The organism is Roseobacter sp. MH60115, assembly GCF_015644665.1.
Lineage (GTDB): Bacteria > Pseudomonadota > Alphaproteobacteria > Rhodobacterales > Rhodobacteraceae > Roseobacter.
In genome coordinates this window covers 25,125-41,805 of record NZ_JADOBQ010000011.1, presented here as the reverse complement: position 1 = coordinate 41,805, position 16,681 = coordinate 25,125, and the positions used below count along the sequence as shown (strand labels likewise).

General features: G+C 61.4%; 18 protein-coding genes. 1 reads left to right on the top strand and 17 read right to left on the bottom strand.

Features of this window, described 5'->3' with window-relative positions:
- Nucleotides 1-8: 8 nt before the first annotated feature.
- Nucleotides 9-1,319 (top strand): pyruvate dehydrogenase complex dihydrolipoamide acetyltransferase, encoded by a 1,311-nt coding sequence (locus tag ISX84_RS21850; RefSeq protein ID WP_195822539.1) that lies wholly within the window; start codon nucleotides 9-11, stop codon nucleotides 1,317-1,319.
- A gap of 71 nt (nucleotides 1,320-1,390) precedes the next feature.
- Here ISX84_RS21850 and cysE read toward each other — a convergent pair whose 3' ends face one another.
- The 17 genes from cysE to ISX84_RS21765 form a co-directional block, all read right to left on the bottom strand.
- Entirely contained in the window at nucleotides 1,391-2,200 is an 810-nt protein-coding gene (cysE, locus tag ISX84_RS21845) for a serine O-acetyltransferase (protein WP_195822538.1), read from the bottom strand.
- A 181-nt stretch (nucleotides 2,201-2,381) separates the two neighbouring features.
- Nucleotides 2,382-6,332 carry a baseplate multidomain protein megatron gene (locus tag ISX84_RS21840; RefSeq protein ID WP_195822537.1) on the bottom strand — a complete coding sequence of 1,317 codons (3,951 nt, stop codon included), beginning with the start codon at nucleotides 6,330-6,332 and terminating at the stop codon, nucleotides 2,382-2,384.
- Nucleotides 6,332-6,778: a peptidase gene (locus ISX84_RS21835; protein ID WP_195822536.1), complete on the bottom strand. Its 447-nt coding sequence runs from the start codon at nucleotides 6,776-6,778 to the stop codon at nucleotides 6,332-6,334. The genes ISX84_RS21840 and ISX84_RS21835 overlap by 1 nt, the downstream gene beginning before the upstream one ends.
- Entirely contained in the window at nucleotides 6,775-7,662 is an 888-nt protein-coding gene (locus ISX84_RS21830; RefSeq protein WP_195822535.1) for a DUF2163 domain-containing protein, read from the bottom strand. The genes ISX84_RS21835 and ISX84_RS21830 overlap by 4 nt, the downstream gene beginning before the upstream one ends.
- Nucleotides 7,662-8,294, bottom strand: a complete 633-nt coding sequence (locus ISX84_RS21825; protein ID WP_195822534.1) for a DUF2460 domain-containing protein — start codon at nucleotides 8,292-8,294, stop codon at nucleotides 7,662-7,664. Before ISX84_RS21825 ends, ISX84_RS21830 begins: the two co-directional genes overlap by 1 nt.
- A gap of 18 nt (nucleotides 8,295-8,312) precedes the next feature.
- A complete protein-coding gene (locus ISX84_RS21820) occupies nucleotides 8,313-8,972 on the bottom strand; it encodes a phage tail tape measure protein (RefSeq protein WP_195822533.1) in 660 nt (219 codons plus the stop codon).
- A complete protein-coding gene (locus ISX84_RS21815; protein ID WP_195822532.1) occupies nucleotides 8,962-9,171 on the bottom strand; it encodes a rcc01693 family protein in 210 nt (69 codons plus the stop codon). The genes ISX84_RS21820 and ISX84_RS21815 overlap by 11 nt, the downstream gene beginning before the upstream one ends.
- On the bottom strand, nucleotides 9,168-9,485 hold the full coding sequence (locus ISX84_RS21810; RefSeq protein ID WP_195822531.1) for a gene transfer agent family protein: 318 nt from the start codon (nucleotides 9,483-9,485) through the stop codon (nucleotides 9,168-9,170). Before ISX84_RS21810 ends, ISX84_RS21815 begins: the two co-directional genes overlap by 4 nt.
- Before the next feature lie 2 nt (nucleotides 9,486-9,487).
- Nucleotides 9,488-9,901: a phage major tail protein, TP901-1 family gene (locus tag ISX84_RS21805; RefSeq protein ID WP_195822530.1), complete on the bottom strand. Its 414-nt coding sequence runs from the start codon at nucleotides 9,899-9,901 to the stop codon at nucleotides 9,488-9,490.
- 28 nt (nucleotides 9,902-9,929) lie between these two features.
- Nucleotides 9,930-10,340, bottom strand: coding sequence for a DUF3168 domain-containing protein (locus ISX84_RS21800; protein WP_195822529.1), 411 nt, complete (start codon nucleotides 10,338-10,340; stop codon nucleotides 9,930-9,932).
- Nucleotides 10,337-10,675, bottom strand: a complete 339-nt coding sequence (locus ISX84_RS21795; RefSeq protein WP_195822528.1) for a phage head closure protein — start codon at nucleotides 10,673-10,675, stop codon at nucleotides 10,337-10,339. The genes ISX84_RS21800 and ISX84_RS21795 overlap by 4 nt, the downstream gene beginning before the upstream one ends.
- The gene (locus ISX84_RS21790) at nucleotides 10,672-11,271 is read right to left on the bottom strand and encodes a head-tail connector protein (RefSeq protein ID WP_195822527.1); all 600 of its coding nucleotides are present in this window, start codon (nucleotides 11,269-11,271) and stop codon (nucleotides 10,672-10,674) included. Before ISX84_RS21790 ends, ISX84_RS21795 begins: the two co-directional genes overlap by 4 nt.
- 159 nt (nucleotides 11,272-11,430) lie before the next feature.
- Nucleotides 11,431-12,609, bottom strand: coding sequence for a phage major capsid protein (locus ISX84_RS21785; protein WP_195822526.1), 1,179 nt, complete (start codon nucleotides 12,607-12,609; stop codon nucleotides 11,431-11,433).
- 71 nt (nucleotides 12,610-12,680) lie between these two features.
- Entirely contained in the window at nucleotides 12,681-13,238 is a 558-nt protein-coding gene (locus ISX84_RS21780; RefSeq protein WP_195822525.1) for an HK97 family phage prohead protease, read from the bottom strand.
- A 35-nt stretch (nucleotides 13,239-13,273) separates the two neighbouring features.
- On the bottom strand, nucleotides 13,274-13,495 hold the full coding sequence (locus tag ISX84_RS21775) for a GTA head formation protein, RCAP_rcc01685 family (RefSeq protein ID WP_195822524.1): 222 nt from the start codon (nucleotides 13,493-13,495) through the stop codon (nucleotides 13,274-13,276).
- The gene (locus ISX84_RS21770) at nucleotides 13,488-14,666 is read right to left on the bottom strand and encodes a phage portal protein (protein ID WP_195822523.1); all 1,179 of its coding nucleotides are present in this window, start codon (nucleotides 14,664-14,666) and stop codon (nucleotides 13,488-13,490) included. Before ISX84_RS21770 ends, ISX84_RS21775 begins: the two co-directional genes overlap by 8 nt.
- Before the next feature lie 179 nt (nucleotides 14,667-14,845).
- Nucleotides 14,846-16,183 (bottom strand): DNA-packaging protein, encoded by a 1,338-nt coding sequence (locus ISX84_RS21765; protein ID WP_442800634.1) that lies wholly within the window; start codon nucleotides 16,181-16,183, stop codon nucleotides 14,846-14,848.
- Between the last annotated feature and the right edge of the window lie 498 nt (nucleotides 16,184-16,681).

The window sequence follows — 16,681 nt, the reverse complement described above, 5'->3', positions numbered from 1 at the left end:
CGCATCAGATGCCGACAGAAATCCTCATGCCCGCTCTGAGCCCCACCATGGAAGAGGGCACCCTTGCTAAATGGCACGTGAAAGAAGGCGACACGGTCTCCTCCGGCGACATCATGGCCGAGATCGAAACCGACAAGGCCACGATGGAATTCGAGGCCGTCGATGAAGGCACCATCGGTAAGATCCTCGTGGCCGAAGGCACCGAAGGGGTGAAGGTCAACACCGCCATCGCGGTTTTGCTGGAAGAAGGCGAAAGTGCAGACGATATCGACACGTCGACGCCCGCGCCGGAGGCGGCACAAGCCGCCGACGCGGGCAACGAGGCGGCCCCTGCGGCCTCCGAGGCGCCCGCCACTCCGGCAGCAGGCAGCACCCCTGCCCCACAGGCCGCAGATGGTACCCGGATCTTCGCCTCTCCGTTGGCACGCCGGATCGCCGCTGACAAGGGTCTGGACCTCGCGGATATCAAAGGCTCAGGCCCGCATGGTCGGATTGTAAAGGCGGACGTCGAGGGCGCCAGTGCGGCCCCCAAACCGGCCGCAGCCAGCGCGCCTGCAGCGACACCCGCAGCTGCGGCACCGACCACCGGCCCGGCAGCGGACGCTGTTATGGCCATGTACGATGGACGCGAATACGAGGAAATCAGCCTCAACGGCATGCGCAAGACCATCGCCGCCCGCCTGACCGAGGCCAAACAGTCGATCCCGCATTTCTACCTGCGCCGCGACATAGAGCTGGATGCGCTGCTGAAGTTCCGCGGTGAGCTGAACAAGCAACTCGAAAGCCGCAGCGTGAAGCTTTCGGTCAACGACTTCATCATCAAGGCTTGTGCCCTGGCGCTGCAATCCGTGCCGGACGCAAATGCCGTCTGGGCGGGCGACCGGATGCTGAAACTGAAACCCTCCGATGTCGCCGTGGCCGTTGCCATCGAAGGCGGGCTGTTCACACCTGTGTTGAAGGACGCCGAGATGAAATCGCTCTCCGCACTATCGGCAGAAATGAAGGATCTCGCCGGACGTGCCCGGGATCGCAAGCTCGCGCCCCATGAGTATCAGGGTGGCAGCTTTGCCATCTCGAACCTCGGGATGTTCGGCATCGACAACTTTGATGCGGTCATCAATCCGCCGCACGGTGCCATTCTGGCGGTCGGCGCGGGCGTCAAAAAACCAATCGTGGGGGCTGATGGGGAACTGGCAGTCGCAACCGTCATGTCCGTCACGCTCTCCGTCGACCATCGCGTGATCGATGGCGCATTGGGCGCGCAACTGTTGCAGGCCATCAAGGAAAACCTTGAAAACCCGATGACGATGCTGGCCTAGTCATTCAGATGACGTGATAAAAGACAAAAGCCGGGGCAAAACCCCGGCTTTTTCAATTCCGGATCGAGCTCTTAGCTGTCCGGACCAAACATGTGGTTCATGGAAATCGATGGCTGATCACACCCGGCTTCCCCCACGATCCGCGCAGGAATTCCGGCGACCGTCTTGCAGGCTGGCACCTCTTCAAGAACGACCGAACCGGCTGCAATGCGGCTGCAATGCCCGACCTTGATGTTGCCGAGCACCTTGGCCCCGGCCCCGATCAGCACACCGTTCCCGATCTTGGGATGACGATCCTCTTCCTCTTTGCCCGTCCCGCCCAATGTCACGGAATGCAGCATCGAGACGTTGTCGCCCACCACCGCTGTTTCGCCGATCACGATCGAATGCGCGTGGTCGATCATGATGCCCTTGCCGATGCGCGCCGCTGGGTGAATGTCCACGCCAAAAATCTCTGAGACACGCATCTGAACAAAATAGGCCAAGTCGCGATGGCCCTTTGACCAGAGGTGATGGCCGACCCGATAGGCCTGCATCGCCTGATAGCCTTTGAAATAGAGGATCGGCTGCAAAAGCCGGTGACAGGCCGGATCGCGCTCGTAAATCGCGACCAGATCGGCACGGGCTGCCTGAACCAGGGTTGCATCACTGGCATAGGCTTCCTCGACCATCTCGCGCACAACGACCATGGACATCTCGTTGGACGCCAGTTTGGCCGCGATCCTGTAGGATAAAGCCTTTTCAATGCTCTTGTGATGCAGGATGCACGCATGCAGAAATCCGCCCATCAAGGGTTCATCCAACGCAGCCTGGCGCGCTTCAGCACATATCTGATCCCACGCCGGATCGACCTGGGCAATCTTCGGTTTCAGTTCAGCCATAGCCATCATCCTTTTGCACCGATTCTTACTTTATCTAGTAAGCAAAAACCAAACGCAAACCTGTGATGTTATCTATTCCGATTTCGAATAGGTCCATCGGGATACATGATGCCAAGCAATTTAGTGCCCCACATCAAGGCGCGACACCATGCAAATCAGGATATTCTACCGACAGCTGCGGTCAGAGGATCACTTCAGTTTGTCGCAACGGCCCCGCGCCGAACACAGCAGAAAGCTGCGCAACCTCCAATACAATGACGCCCGCAGCCCCATCCACCACTTGGTCCGCGCTTGAATAGGTCCATTCCGATGCGTCAACAATAGCGTCTCGCAGGACGGTATCACCCTGCCGTACACGGACCGAATAACTTTCGCTTTCCTCCGCCAACGGCACTTCGGGGGCATCCCATCCGTCGCCATCCAACCGCGTGCGCCGTACCCAGCGCGCGACAACGCTCCCGTCTGGCGCGCGCGACGTCCGCAAGTGCACCGGCGCGTAGGGCCGTTCCCCGTTTCCGTTGAACGCATGCCTCTCCTCGACATAAGAGATATCATCAACCGGACGACGCGCCGGACCAATACGATAGGTCTGTGCCACGCGGCGCAGATTGCGGCTGAGTTCCATCTGTTGGGGAAAGCCGTTGAGCAGAACAAACCAGGAGCCGGCAGGCCAGACATCCGGCATCAGACCATCGCTGCCGAGCTGTCCGCGCAATCGGCGGGACAGTCGGTAGGTATCCTTTTCCACCAGCTCGGTATCGGCAAACTGGATGATTTCCCAATTGTCCGGCGTGCCATCCCCAATGGCGGCCAGATTGGCACCGCTTAGCATGGCCTCAACGTCGACCGAACTCAGGCTCCCGCTGATGAGCTTGACCTCCAGGGGCGCACCTCGGTCCAGAAGACCGGCTGGTGCTGCGATCATATCCGATTGTGTGATACCAATGATGGAGCGCGCGGAAATCTGACCCGTGAGGCGAAAATTGTTGTCACTTGGCGATTGGTAGACGGCGACCGATCCCTGCCAGGGTTGGGAGGTCACGGCCAAATGCGGCGCGTGCGGGGTCTCGTCCCCGGTCATCAACGGCAAATCCATGAACAGCGCCGACACCGGCACCGGCGGCACAAAGGCCCTGGGGCTGGGCATGTCGTCAATCATTTCCGCCGATGTGTAGACATCCGGTTCAATCCGTATGGCCTCGACGATCTGCAACATGCCCTGCTCCACCCGGTCAATCCGGTAGAGGGCACGTCCCTCCAACTGATCGGCTTGCAGCTCAATCACATCGCCCGCCCCCATGGTCAGGCAGGATGGCGGCAGGGCAAACCGAATTGTCTCGCGGGCAATGCGCGCTTCGGTCAACCAGCGCTCAGCGGTTTGTCGCCCTTCGCCGCGCGTCAGGGCAATCGGGATCTCGGACGTGGAAACGGAGTGCGTGCGCTCATCGGCCAGAACGGCTTCTTCGGCCAGCACGTCGAAATCGGCATCAGCCTGCACAAAACGCAACCGCACACGCCCCGCCATCTCGGCCTGGGCCGAGCGGGATTGTTCAACGGTCCCGTCCAATTCATCACTCAGCGCCAGAATACTGCGGTCCAGCGGGACCGGGTTCTGACCTGTCCGCATTCTGAAAACCAACTGGCCATCACGTTCCACCGCATCAAAAGAGTACCGCAGCATCAAAGGTTGCAACGATGCGCGCGCGTCGTTCACGTCATTGACGAGATAGCCCCGGACGTTCCCGTAAAGCCGACGCGTGTCGAAGTCTTCAACACCCGCCTTGCGGCAAATCTCCGTTACGACAGAGGCCAGCGACCGCGCCGACGTCCTCCCATTGATCCAATGGCCCCGCGCATAGTTCTCCGAGTCGCTCCAAAGCGCTGAATTATTGGGGAAATACGGATAAGGACGCGCATCCCATGCCCAGACATAGGCCCGGTTCATGTTCACCATCGGCCCGCCGTAGACTGCAGAAACCGGGTTATTGGTCTCATCTCCCCAAAAGGTGACCATCGCACGTAAATACTGCGCCTGGATAAAGTCATCCCGCGCGCCGTTCGAGAACTTCGGCAGGCTGCTTTCGGAGGACTTCATGTCCAGGAACTTGTTGGGCTGGTTGGTCCCCTTGTCAATCGAGGCGCAGCCCATTTCAGTGAACCAAATGGGCTTGGAGGCCGGGACCCAAGGGGTCGCCGTGTTTGACCTCACCCCTCCAATGCGCTCATGATGCGGGTTCGACCACCAGTTTTTGATGTCCTTGTAGCGATAGATCCACGGCTCGCTATGCGCGCCGTCTTCAATGGGGGTCCGGATCTGAGCGGCGGCATCCTCCTTTGAGGCATAGTACCAATCATATCCCTCCCCACCGGCAATATTGCCGCGCAGGTAATCGAGATCATAGATGGATCCGGCATCGGCATCCAGGTGATCATCCCCTTCGCGCCAGTCCGACATCGGCATGTAGTTGTCGATCCCGATGAAGTCGATGTTGGGATCGGCCCACAGCGGGTCGAGGTGAAAGTACCGGTCGTTGGAGCCGTCCTGCGGTTGATAGCCAAAATATTCGCTCCAGTCGGCGGCATAACTGATCTTCACATGTGGTCCGAGGATTGCCCGCACGTCGGCTGCGAGGGATTGCAGCTTCTCGACCGCAACAAAACGGTTCCCCGCGCCTCTGATTTGCGTCAGACCGCGCATCTCCGTGCCGATGCAAAAGGCCTCAACCCCACCAGCAGCTTTGCACAGCGCGGCATAGTGCAGGATGAACCGCGAAAACGACCACTCTTGGGGGCCATTGTAGAATACAGATGTTCCGGATGTGGAAAAATGCGCAGCCCTTGCCGTGCCGAAAAACGCTGCAACCTCAGCATCCGCAGCAGCCGTTCCATCAGGTGACCCGTCGACGCCGGGCGCCCGGGAAAGTGTGATCCGTCCGCGCCAGGGCAACCTGGGTTGCATCTCGTCGGGTGCATAGGGATTTGGCAATGTGTTTCCGCTCAACTGATCCATCAGGATGAACGGGTAAAACAACACTTGCTTGCCCCTCTGATGCATCGCGTGAATAGCTTGCACGACGGATTGATCCGTTGGCGTTCCACCGTAAATCGGACGCCCGTCGTCGAGTGGCATCGCCAGCGCAGAGGCCCTGCCGAGACCAGAGACGGTCCAAGGCATGTTTTCGCCGTCGTACTCCTTTTTCTCAACCCGGGGCCGCACCTGGCAGGACCCGCAGCGCAGATCATCGCCAAACCAGGACACGACGAGGGATGCCGCCTGACAATTCGGCAACTCATCGGTCAAGGCTTCCAGAGAGGCCGAGAAATCAGATTTTTCCGCAGGGGTATTGACGTTGGCACTCCACCGGCTACCCGGACCGCTGGTGTAGTGCACTGGCGTTGTGGCTAGCGAATACTCGCCCGTGCCCGGGATCACCGCGACACTCTTGATCGCATAAGTCAGTGCCAGTTCCGGATCGGGTTCATCGAGCTGTTCCGGACGGGCGACCTCGAAAGAGAACTGCGGTACGCGGTTGCCAAAGCGCTCAAGCGCAAGATTTTCGAAAACCACATAGGCCGTGCCACGATACGCGGGCACCATCCCGCTGCCCTCGATGGCCTCGATCACCGGATCCGGCAGTTGATCCTTCGCGCCACGATAGACGCGCATGTTCAGATCGTCCGGCGCAACCTCTTCGCCATTGGCCCAGATGCGCCCGACACGGGTGATTTCACCTTCACAAATCGCAACCGCCAGATTGACCGAATAGGAATAGCTGCGGGTCTCGGTCTGCGGCTGGCTCGGTGCGCCTTTGCCGCCCCCACCGCCGCCGCCACCGCCGGTCACAGTCACGGTCTCGACAAAGTCCGACGCCCAGATCACCTGGCCGCCAAGACGCATCCGCCCGTACACCTGCGCCAGCGTGTCGCCTTCACCGACATTCGAAATCCGAAAGCGGTCGACCTTGCCCGTCTCGACGACATCGGATCCCTGCCCCAGGAGTTTCTGATCGATCACACGGCCAATGGTTGCCCCGACGGCCCGCCCGATGACGGCCGTCGACAGACCTGCCACCGTGCCTCCGATAGAACCGCCAACCGCAGCCCCTACAGTAGAAAGAACGAGCGTCGCCATCAGCTGGCCTCCTCAGGAAATGTAAACCGCGCCACCACGCGACGGCGCCACGGCAGGCTGAGAGAGCTCTCAACCACGCCATAGCGCGAATAGGCATGCACGAAGCTTGGGTGAGACCCAACGCGCCCGACCACGCCCAGATGTTTGGCCACCGCATTGCTGCGCATGCGAAAAAGCAAGACGTCGCCCGGCGCCTCATCCGTCAGACTCTTGGGGTCCAAATGGCGCAACGCCGCGTCCCACAGGCGCTCTTCGCCCTGTGGTTCGGACCAATCCATGGAATAGGCTGGCACGGCTTCGGGCTCATCACCATAAAGCGCACGCCAAACTCCCCGCAAAAGCCCAAGGCAATCGGTGCCCGCACCCTTGACCGCCGACTGGTGCACGTAGGGCGTGCCAATCCAATCCCGCGCCTCGGTCACAATCTGCTGTTGAAGCGGCGTCATCTCAGGCTCCCACCGGTGTTCGCGCCCGTCGACTTCGGAACCGCCATCATCCAGTCTTCGCCCGGGACGTCCGGAAAGCCCTGGAAGTTGGCAAGGTTTGCGAATTTCACGCGGCAGGTTTCACTGCGTTTGTCGCATCCCGCGATCAGACGCACGACCGTGCCAGCCTCTAGAGGGCTGCGCATCGGTTCCCAGAGCTCAATCACGCGATCGGCCCCTTCGAAACGGTCCTGCTTGACCATTCCCCAAAGACCTGCTGCGGATCCCGTCTGAACTTCCAACCGGCCCCGCGCAAACCAACCGGGATCGAACCCGTCAACCCCGGCCCACCGAAAGACGCGGGCCTGGGTCACGGTTTCGATCGGCAAATCGATGGAGAACCCCGGTGCCGTCAAATCAAACCGGCACGCCCCGTCGCCCAGAACAGCCGTACAGGGTTTTTGATACACTCGCCCCAGCGGGCGGTTCAGCAATTCGGTCAACCCGCGCAGTTCGGCCTGAAAACCGCCGTCTGCACGGCGCAGCTCGCCAATTGTGCCCCGGAACTGCAACCAGCGCTGCGATACGTCCGTCCAGTTCACCAGCCAGGCGCGCACCTCGGCCTCGTCAAAACGGCCCTGCTCGATTTCATCCTCACGGATCGACAAATCGCTCAACGCCCCGAGGGCTTCGGTGTTGTCCACCGACAAGCCCGTGCTTTGCGACAGCGCCAGGGCGCTCAGGCCCGTATCCGCGCGAAAAGTGATACCGTCGAAGGTCAGCTCCCGATCATGATCGGTGAAGCCAAGTATGACACCATCCTTGCGCTCAATGGCCCAGGCATGCGCCACAGTGGTCAATCCGCCCTCAAGATGGGCCTGAAGTCCTGCATCCATTTCCGACATCAGATCCGCACCTCCACAATGGGGACATTGGGAACTTCGCCCGCCTGAAAGCTGGCGATACTGGTCTGGATGCGGTCCGTGTCGAAACGTACAGGCACGTCGAATTCAAACCCTGCCGAGACATCGGCACCTGCTGCCGGTGCCTGTGCAAAGGTGATGACACCCCTGGTCAGATCGACCGCGTAATCCGTGGCTTCCTGCAGTTCCACACCATTCACCCCAACGCGCACGGTTTGGGCAACCGGTTTGCTGATCGGGCGGATGTAGTCATAGCTGCCGGATTGGTAGGTCTTCTGAAGCTCAAACTCGGTCTGCGTGCCATCGCCGGTTCCCAACGCCTGATCAAAGGCGGTGATATCCAGCGACGGCTTGGACGAACGATAATCCGACCAGTCCTTCCAGCGAAACCCGAACAGCTGGCCAAATCGCGCCTCGAAAAAGGCGATCAAGGTCTCGATATCGTCCAGCGACCGCATGCCCATCCCCGCATCATAGCGCCTGCGCGAATGCGCCCAGGGAGAGTTGCGCTCCTCGTATCCGTTGCTGATTGTCACCACATCCGTGCGGCGTTCCGGCCCGCCAACGGAGCCAAAGCTCAGCGTGGCCGGAAATCTGACTTCATGAAACTGCATAGTCCTGCTCCCCTCGCGTTATCGATTGCGCTGTCCGCGCCCCAGGGCACGGGTCATCTGAGCAGCGATCTGCCCCTGACTGCGTTGAAACCCCTGAACGTCGGGGGTCGAGATGTTCATCACGACGGTCTGACCACCGCCGCCCGCACCGCGCACGCCAAGCTTGCCATCAGGCCCCCGGGCCAGCGGCATGATCGCCTCCGGGCCCGCCTCGCCCATCACGCCCATGCCGCCACGCATGCCAAAAGGTGTGGCACCGCTGACGATCCCACCGGTCGCAAAAGGCATAACGCGTCCCTGGCTGAAGGGGGCGCCATCCGCGAAAGGCAGAATGCTGCCGAGTAGCCCATCGACACCCTGGGCCAAAAGCCCGCCGGCGTGCTTTGTCACCGGATTGATGGCCGCGCTGTAGGCCGTGTCCACCATGCTGTTGGCAAGGGTGTTCAAGGCATCAGACAGGCTTGCCCCGTCAAAAACGACACCATCGAAAGCGCTTCGCAGCCCGCGGGTCAGGCCGCGTTCCAGGGCGGCGATATCGCGTCCCGTCGCCTCCAGCGAGGTCTTCATCCGCCGCAGCTCACTGTCAAACCCTGACACAAGCGTGCTGGTCTGGCTCAACGTATCGTTCAGGCCCTCGGCGCGTCCTTCCAGATCTTCGAAACCGCTCTCATCCGTCATCGCTATCGTCCTTATTGTCCTTGTCCGGATAGGCCTTCATCAGGGCCTCCAAACCGGTGCTCAACAGCGGCCCGGATTTGGCCGGATCGCCCAGCATCAACTGAAATTCCGCTGGCGTCAGCGCCCAGAAAACATCCGGATGCAAGCCAAGTCCGCGTAGCCCCACCCGCATCAGGGCGGGCCAGTCCAGTTGGCTCATGCCGCAGGCACCGTGAAGGCCCGCGCCAACAATTCCGCCGCCGCCTTCGCCGCCGCAATCGGGCCGCCTTCGATCTGCGCATGGTACAATGCGTCCTCCGAAAGCCCGCATTTCCCGCCCTTCAACCCTGCCCGTAACAAGGCAAGGACGTCCTGGCTGCTGAAACTCCCGCTTTCGAAACGCTCGACCATCGCCATCAGCGAATCCGCTTCCAGCGCGGCCTCCAGTTCGGCCAGTGCACCCAGCGTCAGACGCATCACATGAGACTGACCGTCTATGACCAAGGCGACATCGCCCCTCCAGGGATTTGCCATGATCAGATCGCCGTGAAGCTCAGAGAGCCCGCGCTGGCCAGCGACAACTCGTAAGTTGCCTCGCCATTGTGGCTGCCCCCGTATTCGATGGCGGTCACCTGGAACGGGCCTTCGACAATGCCGAAATCGGGGATCACAACCTGAAAGCTCGGCGCCTCGCCGTCAAAGAACAGCTGCCGCGCGCGCTCGTCGGTATCCGCGTCCCGGAACACGCCCGACCCGCTGATCGACACCGAGCGCACCCCGGCACCGGACAGCAGCTCGCGCCATCCGCCCTGGCTCTCCAGGCTGGTGATATCAATCGTTTCCGCGTTAAAGCTGACCCGCGTGGCACGCAGACCCGCCAGTGTGGTGAACGAACCGCTGTCCGTCATGTCGACTTTCACCAGAAGGTCTTTTCCGTTCTGAGCACCCATGGGTTATCTCCTGTTTGAATTCAAAAGGTTATTCATCTTCGACACGCGCTTGAAAGCGCATCCGGATCTGGCGTCCGGCATTGGTGTCGATCCGCCGGGCCTCGGCCCGCTGAAATCTGAGAAAGACAAGACGCCCGCGGCTCAACGCCAGATCGGCATCCTGCAGCGCATCCGAAATCGCCGTCGCGACTGCCTTGGCACCGGCAAATCCTGGCTGCGTGGTAAAGACTGAAATCTCGACCGTATGCAGCGCGCCATTCCCGGTTTGGTCCGAGGCATCACGCGCCTGCTCCGCCCCGAGGCGAACATAGGTCTCGGGCAAATCACCGCTTGGCACTGCGTCATAGACATTTGTGCCGACCAGCCCGCCAAGGGTCGCATCATTGATGAGGGTCTCGTAGATGGCCGCCTGAAGCGCGCCCGACATGGCGTAGCTCATACCGTACTCTCCTCTGTGGCAAAGCAGGTGATGTAGCGGCCATTCGCATCACTCTCAGCCACAGCCTGAATGACGAACACCCGCTCCCCTTCCCGAAATCGCTGGTCCGGCCTTGGGCGCTGTGCGTCCCCAAAAGGCGCGCCCCGCACGACAATCTTGCAGCCCATGGCCGAAACCGGCGCGCCGGACTGGGCGATTTCACGCCCCGCACGCGCGGTGACCTGCGCCCAGACAGTGCCAAGCGCCTGCCAGGTCTCAACATATCCGCCCGCGCCATCCTCTGTCCGCTGAGGGGCCTCGAGCACAAGCTTACGGTTCAAACGGGGCGTTTTCACAGGATTGCTCCCGGTCCAAGACGCATCACCTTGTAGCGCTCGATCAGGCTGCTGACGCCAAAGGGCATGCAACCATCACTCAGGGAGGTCTCGTCGCGATACTCATAGTAATGCGCCGCCAACAACAGCACGGCTTGACGCAGATCGGCAGGCAGGTCCTGCCACGTCGGGCCATAGCCAGCCTCGAACTCGATAGAGGCCGATCCGTTTTGCGGGATCACCGGCAAACAGGCACCAACGGACCGTAAACGGGGGCGCTGGCTGTCGCGCTGCAGCCAGTACTGCGTGACATCAATCTCGGTTTCGCTGCCGTCGCGTGCAATGGTCGACAATCGCGTCAGCGCTGATATCGGTGCAACCGGCAAGATCTGCGAATCCCGGTCGCGCCAGAAGGTCAGCGACCAGCTGAAAGGCCGGGTCATCAAAATCTTGCCGGTGCGCGATTCAATCGCGGCCATGGCTGCCCGTAAAAACCCGCTCAATACCTCGTCTTGCGCAGACTCCTGACCAAAGCTGGTGCCCAGCCGCAGATGCGCTTTGAATTCCTCGACTGGTAGAGCCGCATCCGGCACCGTCGTTTCTTCGATCAACATCATCGAATGTCTCCAATTACTTGTGCCCCACCACTCAGGAACCGGGCGCGCACCCATCTGCATTGCTCGGTCGGAGGGGAGCAGCTAGACAACACAAACGTTCCGGCACGCACCCGGCCCGGCACCGGGGGGCATCCCCCGGCACCGGTATCGTCACATCCCTCAGGAAGTGCCGAATTTCAGCAGCTTGATCGCGGCATAGTCGCTGACATCACCACCCACACGCTTGGTCGCATAGAAAAGGACATGCGGCTTGGCGCTGAAGGGGTCCCGCAACACGCGCAGATCGGGGCGTTCGGCGATGGTGTAGCCGGTTGCGAAGTCGCCAAAGGCAATCGCGTTGGCATCCGTGGCCGCATCCGGCATGTCTTCGGCGATCAGCACCGGATACCCCATCAGGCGGGCAGGTTCGGCAGATGCCAGACCATCAGACCACAGGAAGCGACCATCGTTGTCCTTGAGCTTGCGGACCAGACCCGCGGTCTTGGAGTTCATGACAAAGGTCGCATTGGCGCGGTATTCCGCCCCAAGTGCGTAGACCAGGTCGATGATGGAATCCGCGTTCACGTCACCATTCTGACCGGTGGGAACGTAGCCGAGGTTGCCCCAGGTCCAGACATCGTTGTCCACGGAGGCGTGGCTCAGAAAGCCCATGGGCTTGTCGGTGCCGTCACCGTTGATGAAGGCTGCCGCTTCGGCACGCGCGAACTTATCCGCGATGCGGCTCGCCAGCCATGTTTCGATATCGAACGCGCTGTCATCCAGCAGACGCTGCGATGCCTTGGGCAGCGCGCTCAGCTCGTGCAGCGGAATGGTGATCCGGTCGAGCTGCGGGCTGTCGGTTTCCGTTGTGGAACCGGCCTCGGTCGCCCAGCCTGCGCCGACGTCGGTGTGATCCACCAGAACGTCATACGACGTCGCCTCGACATTCACCACAGCCGCAATCGACCGGATCGACGCGGTTGCGTTCAGGACCGATTTCACGGTGTCCGATGTCTGCGGATCAACGAGGTAGCCGCCATCCGAGTTCACCGCCGTAGACAGGGATTTCACGTCCATCTCAAGCCCGCGCAGACCGTCATCATCGCCAGAACGCAGATATGCGTTAAAGGCTTTCTGATGCGGTGCGCCAGCATCGACAGCACCTGCGAGAGGGCTGCGTTGGGGAGTGTGTGTCTTTCGGTCCAGCATGGTCAGTCGCTCTTCTGTTTGTTGAAGTTTCGATTCAATTTCGGTTTGGAAGCTTTTGAAATCAGTGACAAAGCCGGTCACGGCCTGCCTGACATCCTCGGCGGGGGACAAACCTTCCCCACCCGCCGCCTTCGGTGCGGTCTTGCTCATGGGCAAATCCTCTATGGTGTAGTGTGAGAGCCGCACAAATTCCTTCGTGCGACCGGGACGACAGGTGCGCGTTAGCGGCGCGCCAGATCAGCGCGCGCGCCCGCAAAGACGGCGGCCATATCACGCAGGGAACGGTCAAGGTCGGTCTCCTCCGACTTGCCCGCCACCCGCGCACTGGGCAGCATCGGGAAGGTCACCAGCGACACCTCCCAAAGCTCCAGTTCGGTCAAGAGCCTTTGGCCCTTGGAATTCTTTGTGGCCTTGCGGGTGCGGTACCCGATGGACAGCCCGTCGATCGCGCCCGCGTCAATCAGCGCTGCGGCCTCACGCCCCTTGGCGACACTGTCGAGCAGACGCCCCTTGACCCAAAGGCCCTTGCCGTCTTCACGCACCTCATCCCAGATGCCGATGGGCTGGGTCGGATCATGCTGCCAGAGCATCTTCACCTTGGTGCCCTTGGCCGCCAGCGTCGTCAGCGATGCGGCATAGGCGCCTGCCGCCACCACGTCATTGCCCTGATCCACCGCACCGAAAAGGCTGGCGTATCCGCTGATCACGCAACCGTCCTCGACGGCCAGCGCCTCGCCAAACCGGGCGAACTTGCGCTCCAGCCCTGTCTCATTGTCCATGGGTCCACTCCTCATGTTTGTAGTCCTTCCCCCGCTCATGGCACCGCCACCAGCACCGACTGCAACGCCTGGCCGAGGATCATCGCGACGATCCCGTAAACGGTCAGCCACAGCCTTTTCTCCAACCGCTCCATCATCTCTTCGACCCGGTCGAGCCGGCGGATGAGGTTGTCATGCTGGATTTGGGCGACCCGCTCGTGGGCCTGCAACCGCAGCCCCGGCGCACATTCGAACCGCTCAAAACCAGGATCACTCATCGGCGCTCACCGCTGGCAGCCCCAGAAGCGCGCGCTTTTCGGCCTGGCTCAGAAAATCCGCCTTGGCCACGCGGCTCCACTGGGCATCGCGTTCCGCCGCCAGTGCAGGCACCTGATCTAGGTCCGGCTTCAACGTCAGCTGCGCGCCCGTATGCCCGGCCAGCCACTGCGCCAGCGCCGCCGTCACACGTGTCGCCAGGGGCAGCACGGTCAGGCGATAAAAGGCACGATGCGCTTCCTGATAGTTGGCGTATGTCGCGTCGCCCTGAATGCCCAGCAGCATGGGCGGCACGCCAAAGGCCAGTGCGATCTCCCGCGCGGCGGCTTCCTTGGTCTTCTGGAATTCCATGTCGGACGGCGAAAAGCCCATCGGCTTCCAGTCCAGTCCGCCTTCGAGCAGCATCGGACGGCCCGCATTGCGCGCGCCCTGATGATGGCTCTCCATCTCGTTCACCAGGCGCTCATACTGATCATGCGCCATGGTGCCCTGCCCCTCGGCGCCCCGGTAGACAATCGCCCCCGACGGTCGCGCCGCGTTGTCCAGCAGCGCCTTGGACCAGCGGCTGGCAGAATTGTGCACATCCAGCGCCATGGCCGCCGCCTGCATCGGGCTGAACCCATAATGGTCATCCTGCGGGTGAAAACTCTTGATATGGCAGACAGGCACCTGCGCGCCGCTGGCATCAAAACGATGTTTGCGCCCGCCCACGGCATATTCATAGGCAATCGGCCAGCCATCGGCACCGGGCACCACGCTCATGCGGTCCGACCGCAGAACATGCAGCTCCACTGGGGCTGCTTCCTCATTCACCACCGCTTCGACATAGCCATTCCCGGTCAGCAGCAGCTGGGCGTAAAGTGCTTCGAGCAATTCTGCCCGGCCCTGCATCGGGTTCGGCCGCGCCACCAGATCAATCAGCGGATGCACGTCATAGCGCTGCTCGGCGTCCTGCAGCACCAGCGGCAGGGCCGCTGCCGCCTCGGCAATCAGTTTGACCGACCGAAACCCCACGGGGTTGCCGGAAAACCCCGTCCGGGTCAGCGACACGGCATCGCGCGGGCTCCAGGCCACGCGGCCCGAGGTCTGGTAGGCCACGACAGGCCCGGTGGCGCTCGCTTTCTGCTCCGGAGCGTCCAGCGGTGCACCGCGCTTTAGAAAGTCAAAAACCATGTCGTTTGCTCCTCATGTGATCGCCCGCATGCCAAATGCGCCCGCGCCGATGATCTGCGTGGCGGGGCTGATCTTGCTTGCTCGATAATTGTCGAATTCAGATTTCAAAGATGCAAAGGCAGCGTGCGCTGCCGTTAACCCTTGCAGACAAGGCCCAACCGCAGAGGGTGGCCAAAACGTTAAAGGGACCGAACGCGCGGGGCGCGCCATTTCGCGACCGGCTCGATCATCAGCTCATGCAGCGCCCAGACCAGCGCATCCACCCGGTCAGGCGAGCCCTTGCCTTCGTACCCCTGCACCGTCATCCGGCACATCTGGTCCTCAAGCCCGTCGAGCTCCGGCATGTGTTTCACCCGCCCCTGCTCATAGAGTGCGGCGACCGGCTCCGCACGCGCCACCTTGCCCCGGCTGGCATGCACGCCCTTGTAGGGCACCAGCGGATCCACCTGCCGCAAAACCTCCTGCACCATCTGGCCGCCCTGGTTGACCTCGGCCACCAGCCGGTCCGCACCGTAGTGTTCCATCGCGGAAATCGCCGCCTGCGCCCAGCCTGCGGGCGTGGCCCCCGCCACCGTACAATCGGCCAGGACATAGGCTCGCCAATCCTGTGGCGGGCCGGTCATCTTCACCCCGGCCACGACAATCCCGCATTCATCCGATGCAGCCCCACCCGTCGTTGCCGGGTCAAGCGCCACAACGATTCGGTCCAGTTCCGGCAGTTTGCGCACCCGGCAGGTCTCGATCCCCGCAGAGGTCCAAAGCGCGCCTTCCGCGTCTTCCAGCAAAACGCCATCCAACTCCTGACGCCCCAGCCGCGTACCCTTGTAGCGCTCCCGGACCTCCTCAAGGAAGGAGGCAGCCAGATTGGCGGCATTGGCCTCTGTCGGCGCTTGCGTCAGCACCGTCGAGGGCGATTTCAACAAGGTCTTCAACACCCCCACATTCCGCGGCGTGGTCGTGACGCAGACCTGAGGTTTCTCGCCAAGCCGCAGCGCGAACTGCAACATATCCCACGTGGCTTCGGCCTTCTTCCACTTGGCCAATTCATCGACCCAGGCCGCGTCAAACTGCGGCCCGCGTAACCCCTCAGGGTCAAAGGCCGAATGCACGGTCGCAACCGCGCCATTGGGCCAGACCAGTCTCTTGCGCCCGGCTTCCCATGTGGGGCGCCGGTCGGGCGGCGAACAGGCGAGAATCCCGCTGTCGCCAAAAATCATCACTTCGCGGACCTGATCAAAGGTCTCGCCGACAAGGGCCACGCGTCGCGCCCGCCCCTCATCCATCGGCCGCGCGCCTTCTACCTGCGCGCGCACCCATTCGGCGCCCGCACGGGTCTTCCCCGCCCCGCGCCCGCCCATGATCACCCAGGACCGCCAGTCTCCCTCCGGCGGCAACTGATGCTCCATTGCCCAGAACTCGAACAAATAAGGGAGAGCCAGAAGCTCTCCCTCAGATAGGTCATTCAGAAATTGGTCCTGTAGGTCGCGGGCAGCGGAGCCGAGCCAGCTTGCACCCAATCGAAGCCCGTGCTCTTTCGAGATCGAGGGCGTAACCCCCGTGGGCGATACCTGCGTGTTTTGTGCGGCATTCGACAAGGCGGTTCTCCACTTTCTGGCATGTCTCCAGGAGCGACGCAGCCTGCGTCACTGCCTTGGAGTCCTGCGCTGTCACTGCACCATCCGTTTCGCGGACCCGTTCTTTGAGGTCTTCGAGTTCTTTACGCAAATCTCTGATGGTTCCGATGACCGAGTTCAAAAGGTCTTCGGTTTGCGACTCTACGTGCTCTGGGGTGATTAAAGTCATTCAGGTTTATACCTCTCATGCGCGTAGTCTCCGCACGAGAGAAACGAAAAAACGACCCGTCGGGATCACTCCCGGGGTCGTTTGCCCACTTCTTCTAGCATGTCACAAGTTATACGTGTGACCGTGCGCAAAGTCAAGGAAAATCAGTTTCTTATCAGATGACGACCGTACGGTGCCGTTAACGATTTTCGCGCTGCACCGGCTCGGATCAC

What these genes read in the sequence shown, in the direction of transcription:
- ISX84_RS21810 (WP_195822531.1), bottom strand. Translation starts at nt 9,485, where the DNA reads ATGGCAAATCCCTGGAGGGGCGATGTCGCCTTGGTCATAGACGGTCAG.
- ISX84_RS21770 (WP_195822523.1), bottom strand. Translation starts at nt 14,666, where the DNA reads ATGGTTTTTGACTTTCTAAAGCGCGGTGCACCGCTGGACGCTCCGGAG.
- ISX84_RS21830 (WP_195822535.1), bottom strand. Translation starts at nt 7,662, where the DNA reads ATGTCGGAAATGGATGCAGGACTTCAGGCCCATCTTGAGGGCGGATTG.
- ISX84_RS21775 (WP_195822524.1), bottom strand. Translation starts at nt 13,495, where the DNA reads ATGAGTGATCCTGGTTTTGAGCGGTTCGAATGTGCGCCGGGGCTGCGG.
- ISX84_RS21815 (WP_195822532.1), bottom strand. Translation starts at nt 9,171, where the DNA reads ATGAGCCAACTGGACTGGCCCGCCCTGATGCGGGTGGGGCTACGCGGA.
- ISX84_RS21825 (WP_195822534.1), bottom strand. Translation starts at nt 8,294, where the DNA reads ATGCAGTTTCATGAAGTCAGATTTCCGGCCACGCTGAGCTTTGGCTCC.
- ISX84_RS21780 (WP_195822525.1), bottom strand. Translation starts at nt 13,238, where the DNA reads ATGGACAATGAGACAGGGCTGGAGCGCAAGTTCGCCCGGTTTGGCGAG.
- ISX84_RS21785 (WP_195822526.1), bottom strand. Translation starts at nt 12,609, where the DNA reads ATGAGCAAGACCGCACCGAAGGCGGCGGGTGGGGAAGGTTTGTCCCCC.
- ISX84_RS21820 (WP_195822533.1), bottom strand. Translation starts at nt 8,972, where the DNA reads ATGACGGATGAGAGCGGTTTCGAAGATCTGGAAGGACGCGCCGAGGGC.
- ISX84_RS21840 (WP_195822537.1), bottom strand. Translation starts at nt 6,332, where the DNA reads ATGGCGACGCTCGTTCTTTCTACTGTAGGGGCTGCGGTTGGCGGTTCT.
- ISX84_RS21835 (WP_195822536.1), bottom strand. Translation starts at nt 6,778, where the DNA reads ATGACGCCGCTTCAACAGCAGATTGTGACCGAGGCGCGGGATTGGATT.
- ISX84_RS21805 (WP_195822530.1), bottom strand. Translation starts at nt 9,901, where the DNA reads ATGGGTGCTCAGAACGGAAAAGACCTTCTGGTGAAAGTCGACATGACG.
- ISX84_RS21790 (WP_195822527.1), bottom strand. Translation starts at nt 11,271, where the DNA reads ATGATGTTGATCGAAGAAACGACGGTGCCGGATGCGGCTCTACCAGTC.
- cysE (WP_195822538.1), bottom strand. Translation starts at nt 2,200, where the DNA reads ATGGCTGAACTGAAACCGAAGATTGCCCAGGTCGATCCGGCGTGGGAT.
- ISX84_RS21800 (WP_195822529.1), bottom strand. Translation starts at nt 10,340, where the DNA reads ATGAGCTACGCCATGTCGGGCGCGCTTCAGGCGGCCATCTACGAGACC.
- ISX84_RS21850 (WP_195822539.1), top strand. Translation starts at nt 9, where the DNA reads ATGCCGACAGAAATCCTCATGCCCGCTCTGAGCCCCACCATGGAAGAG.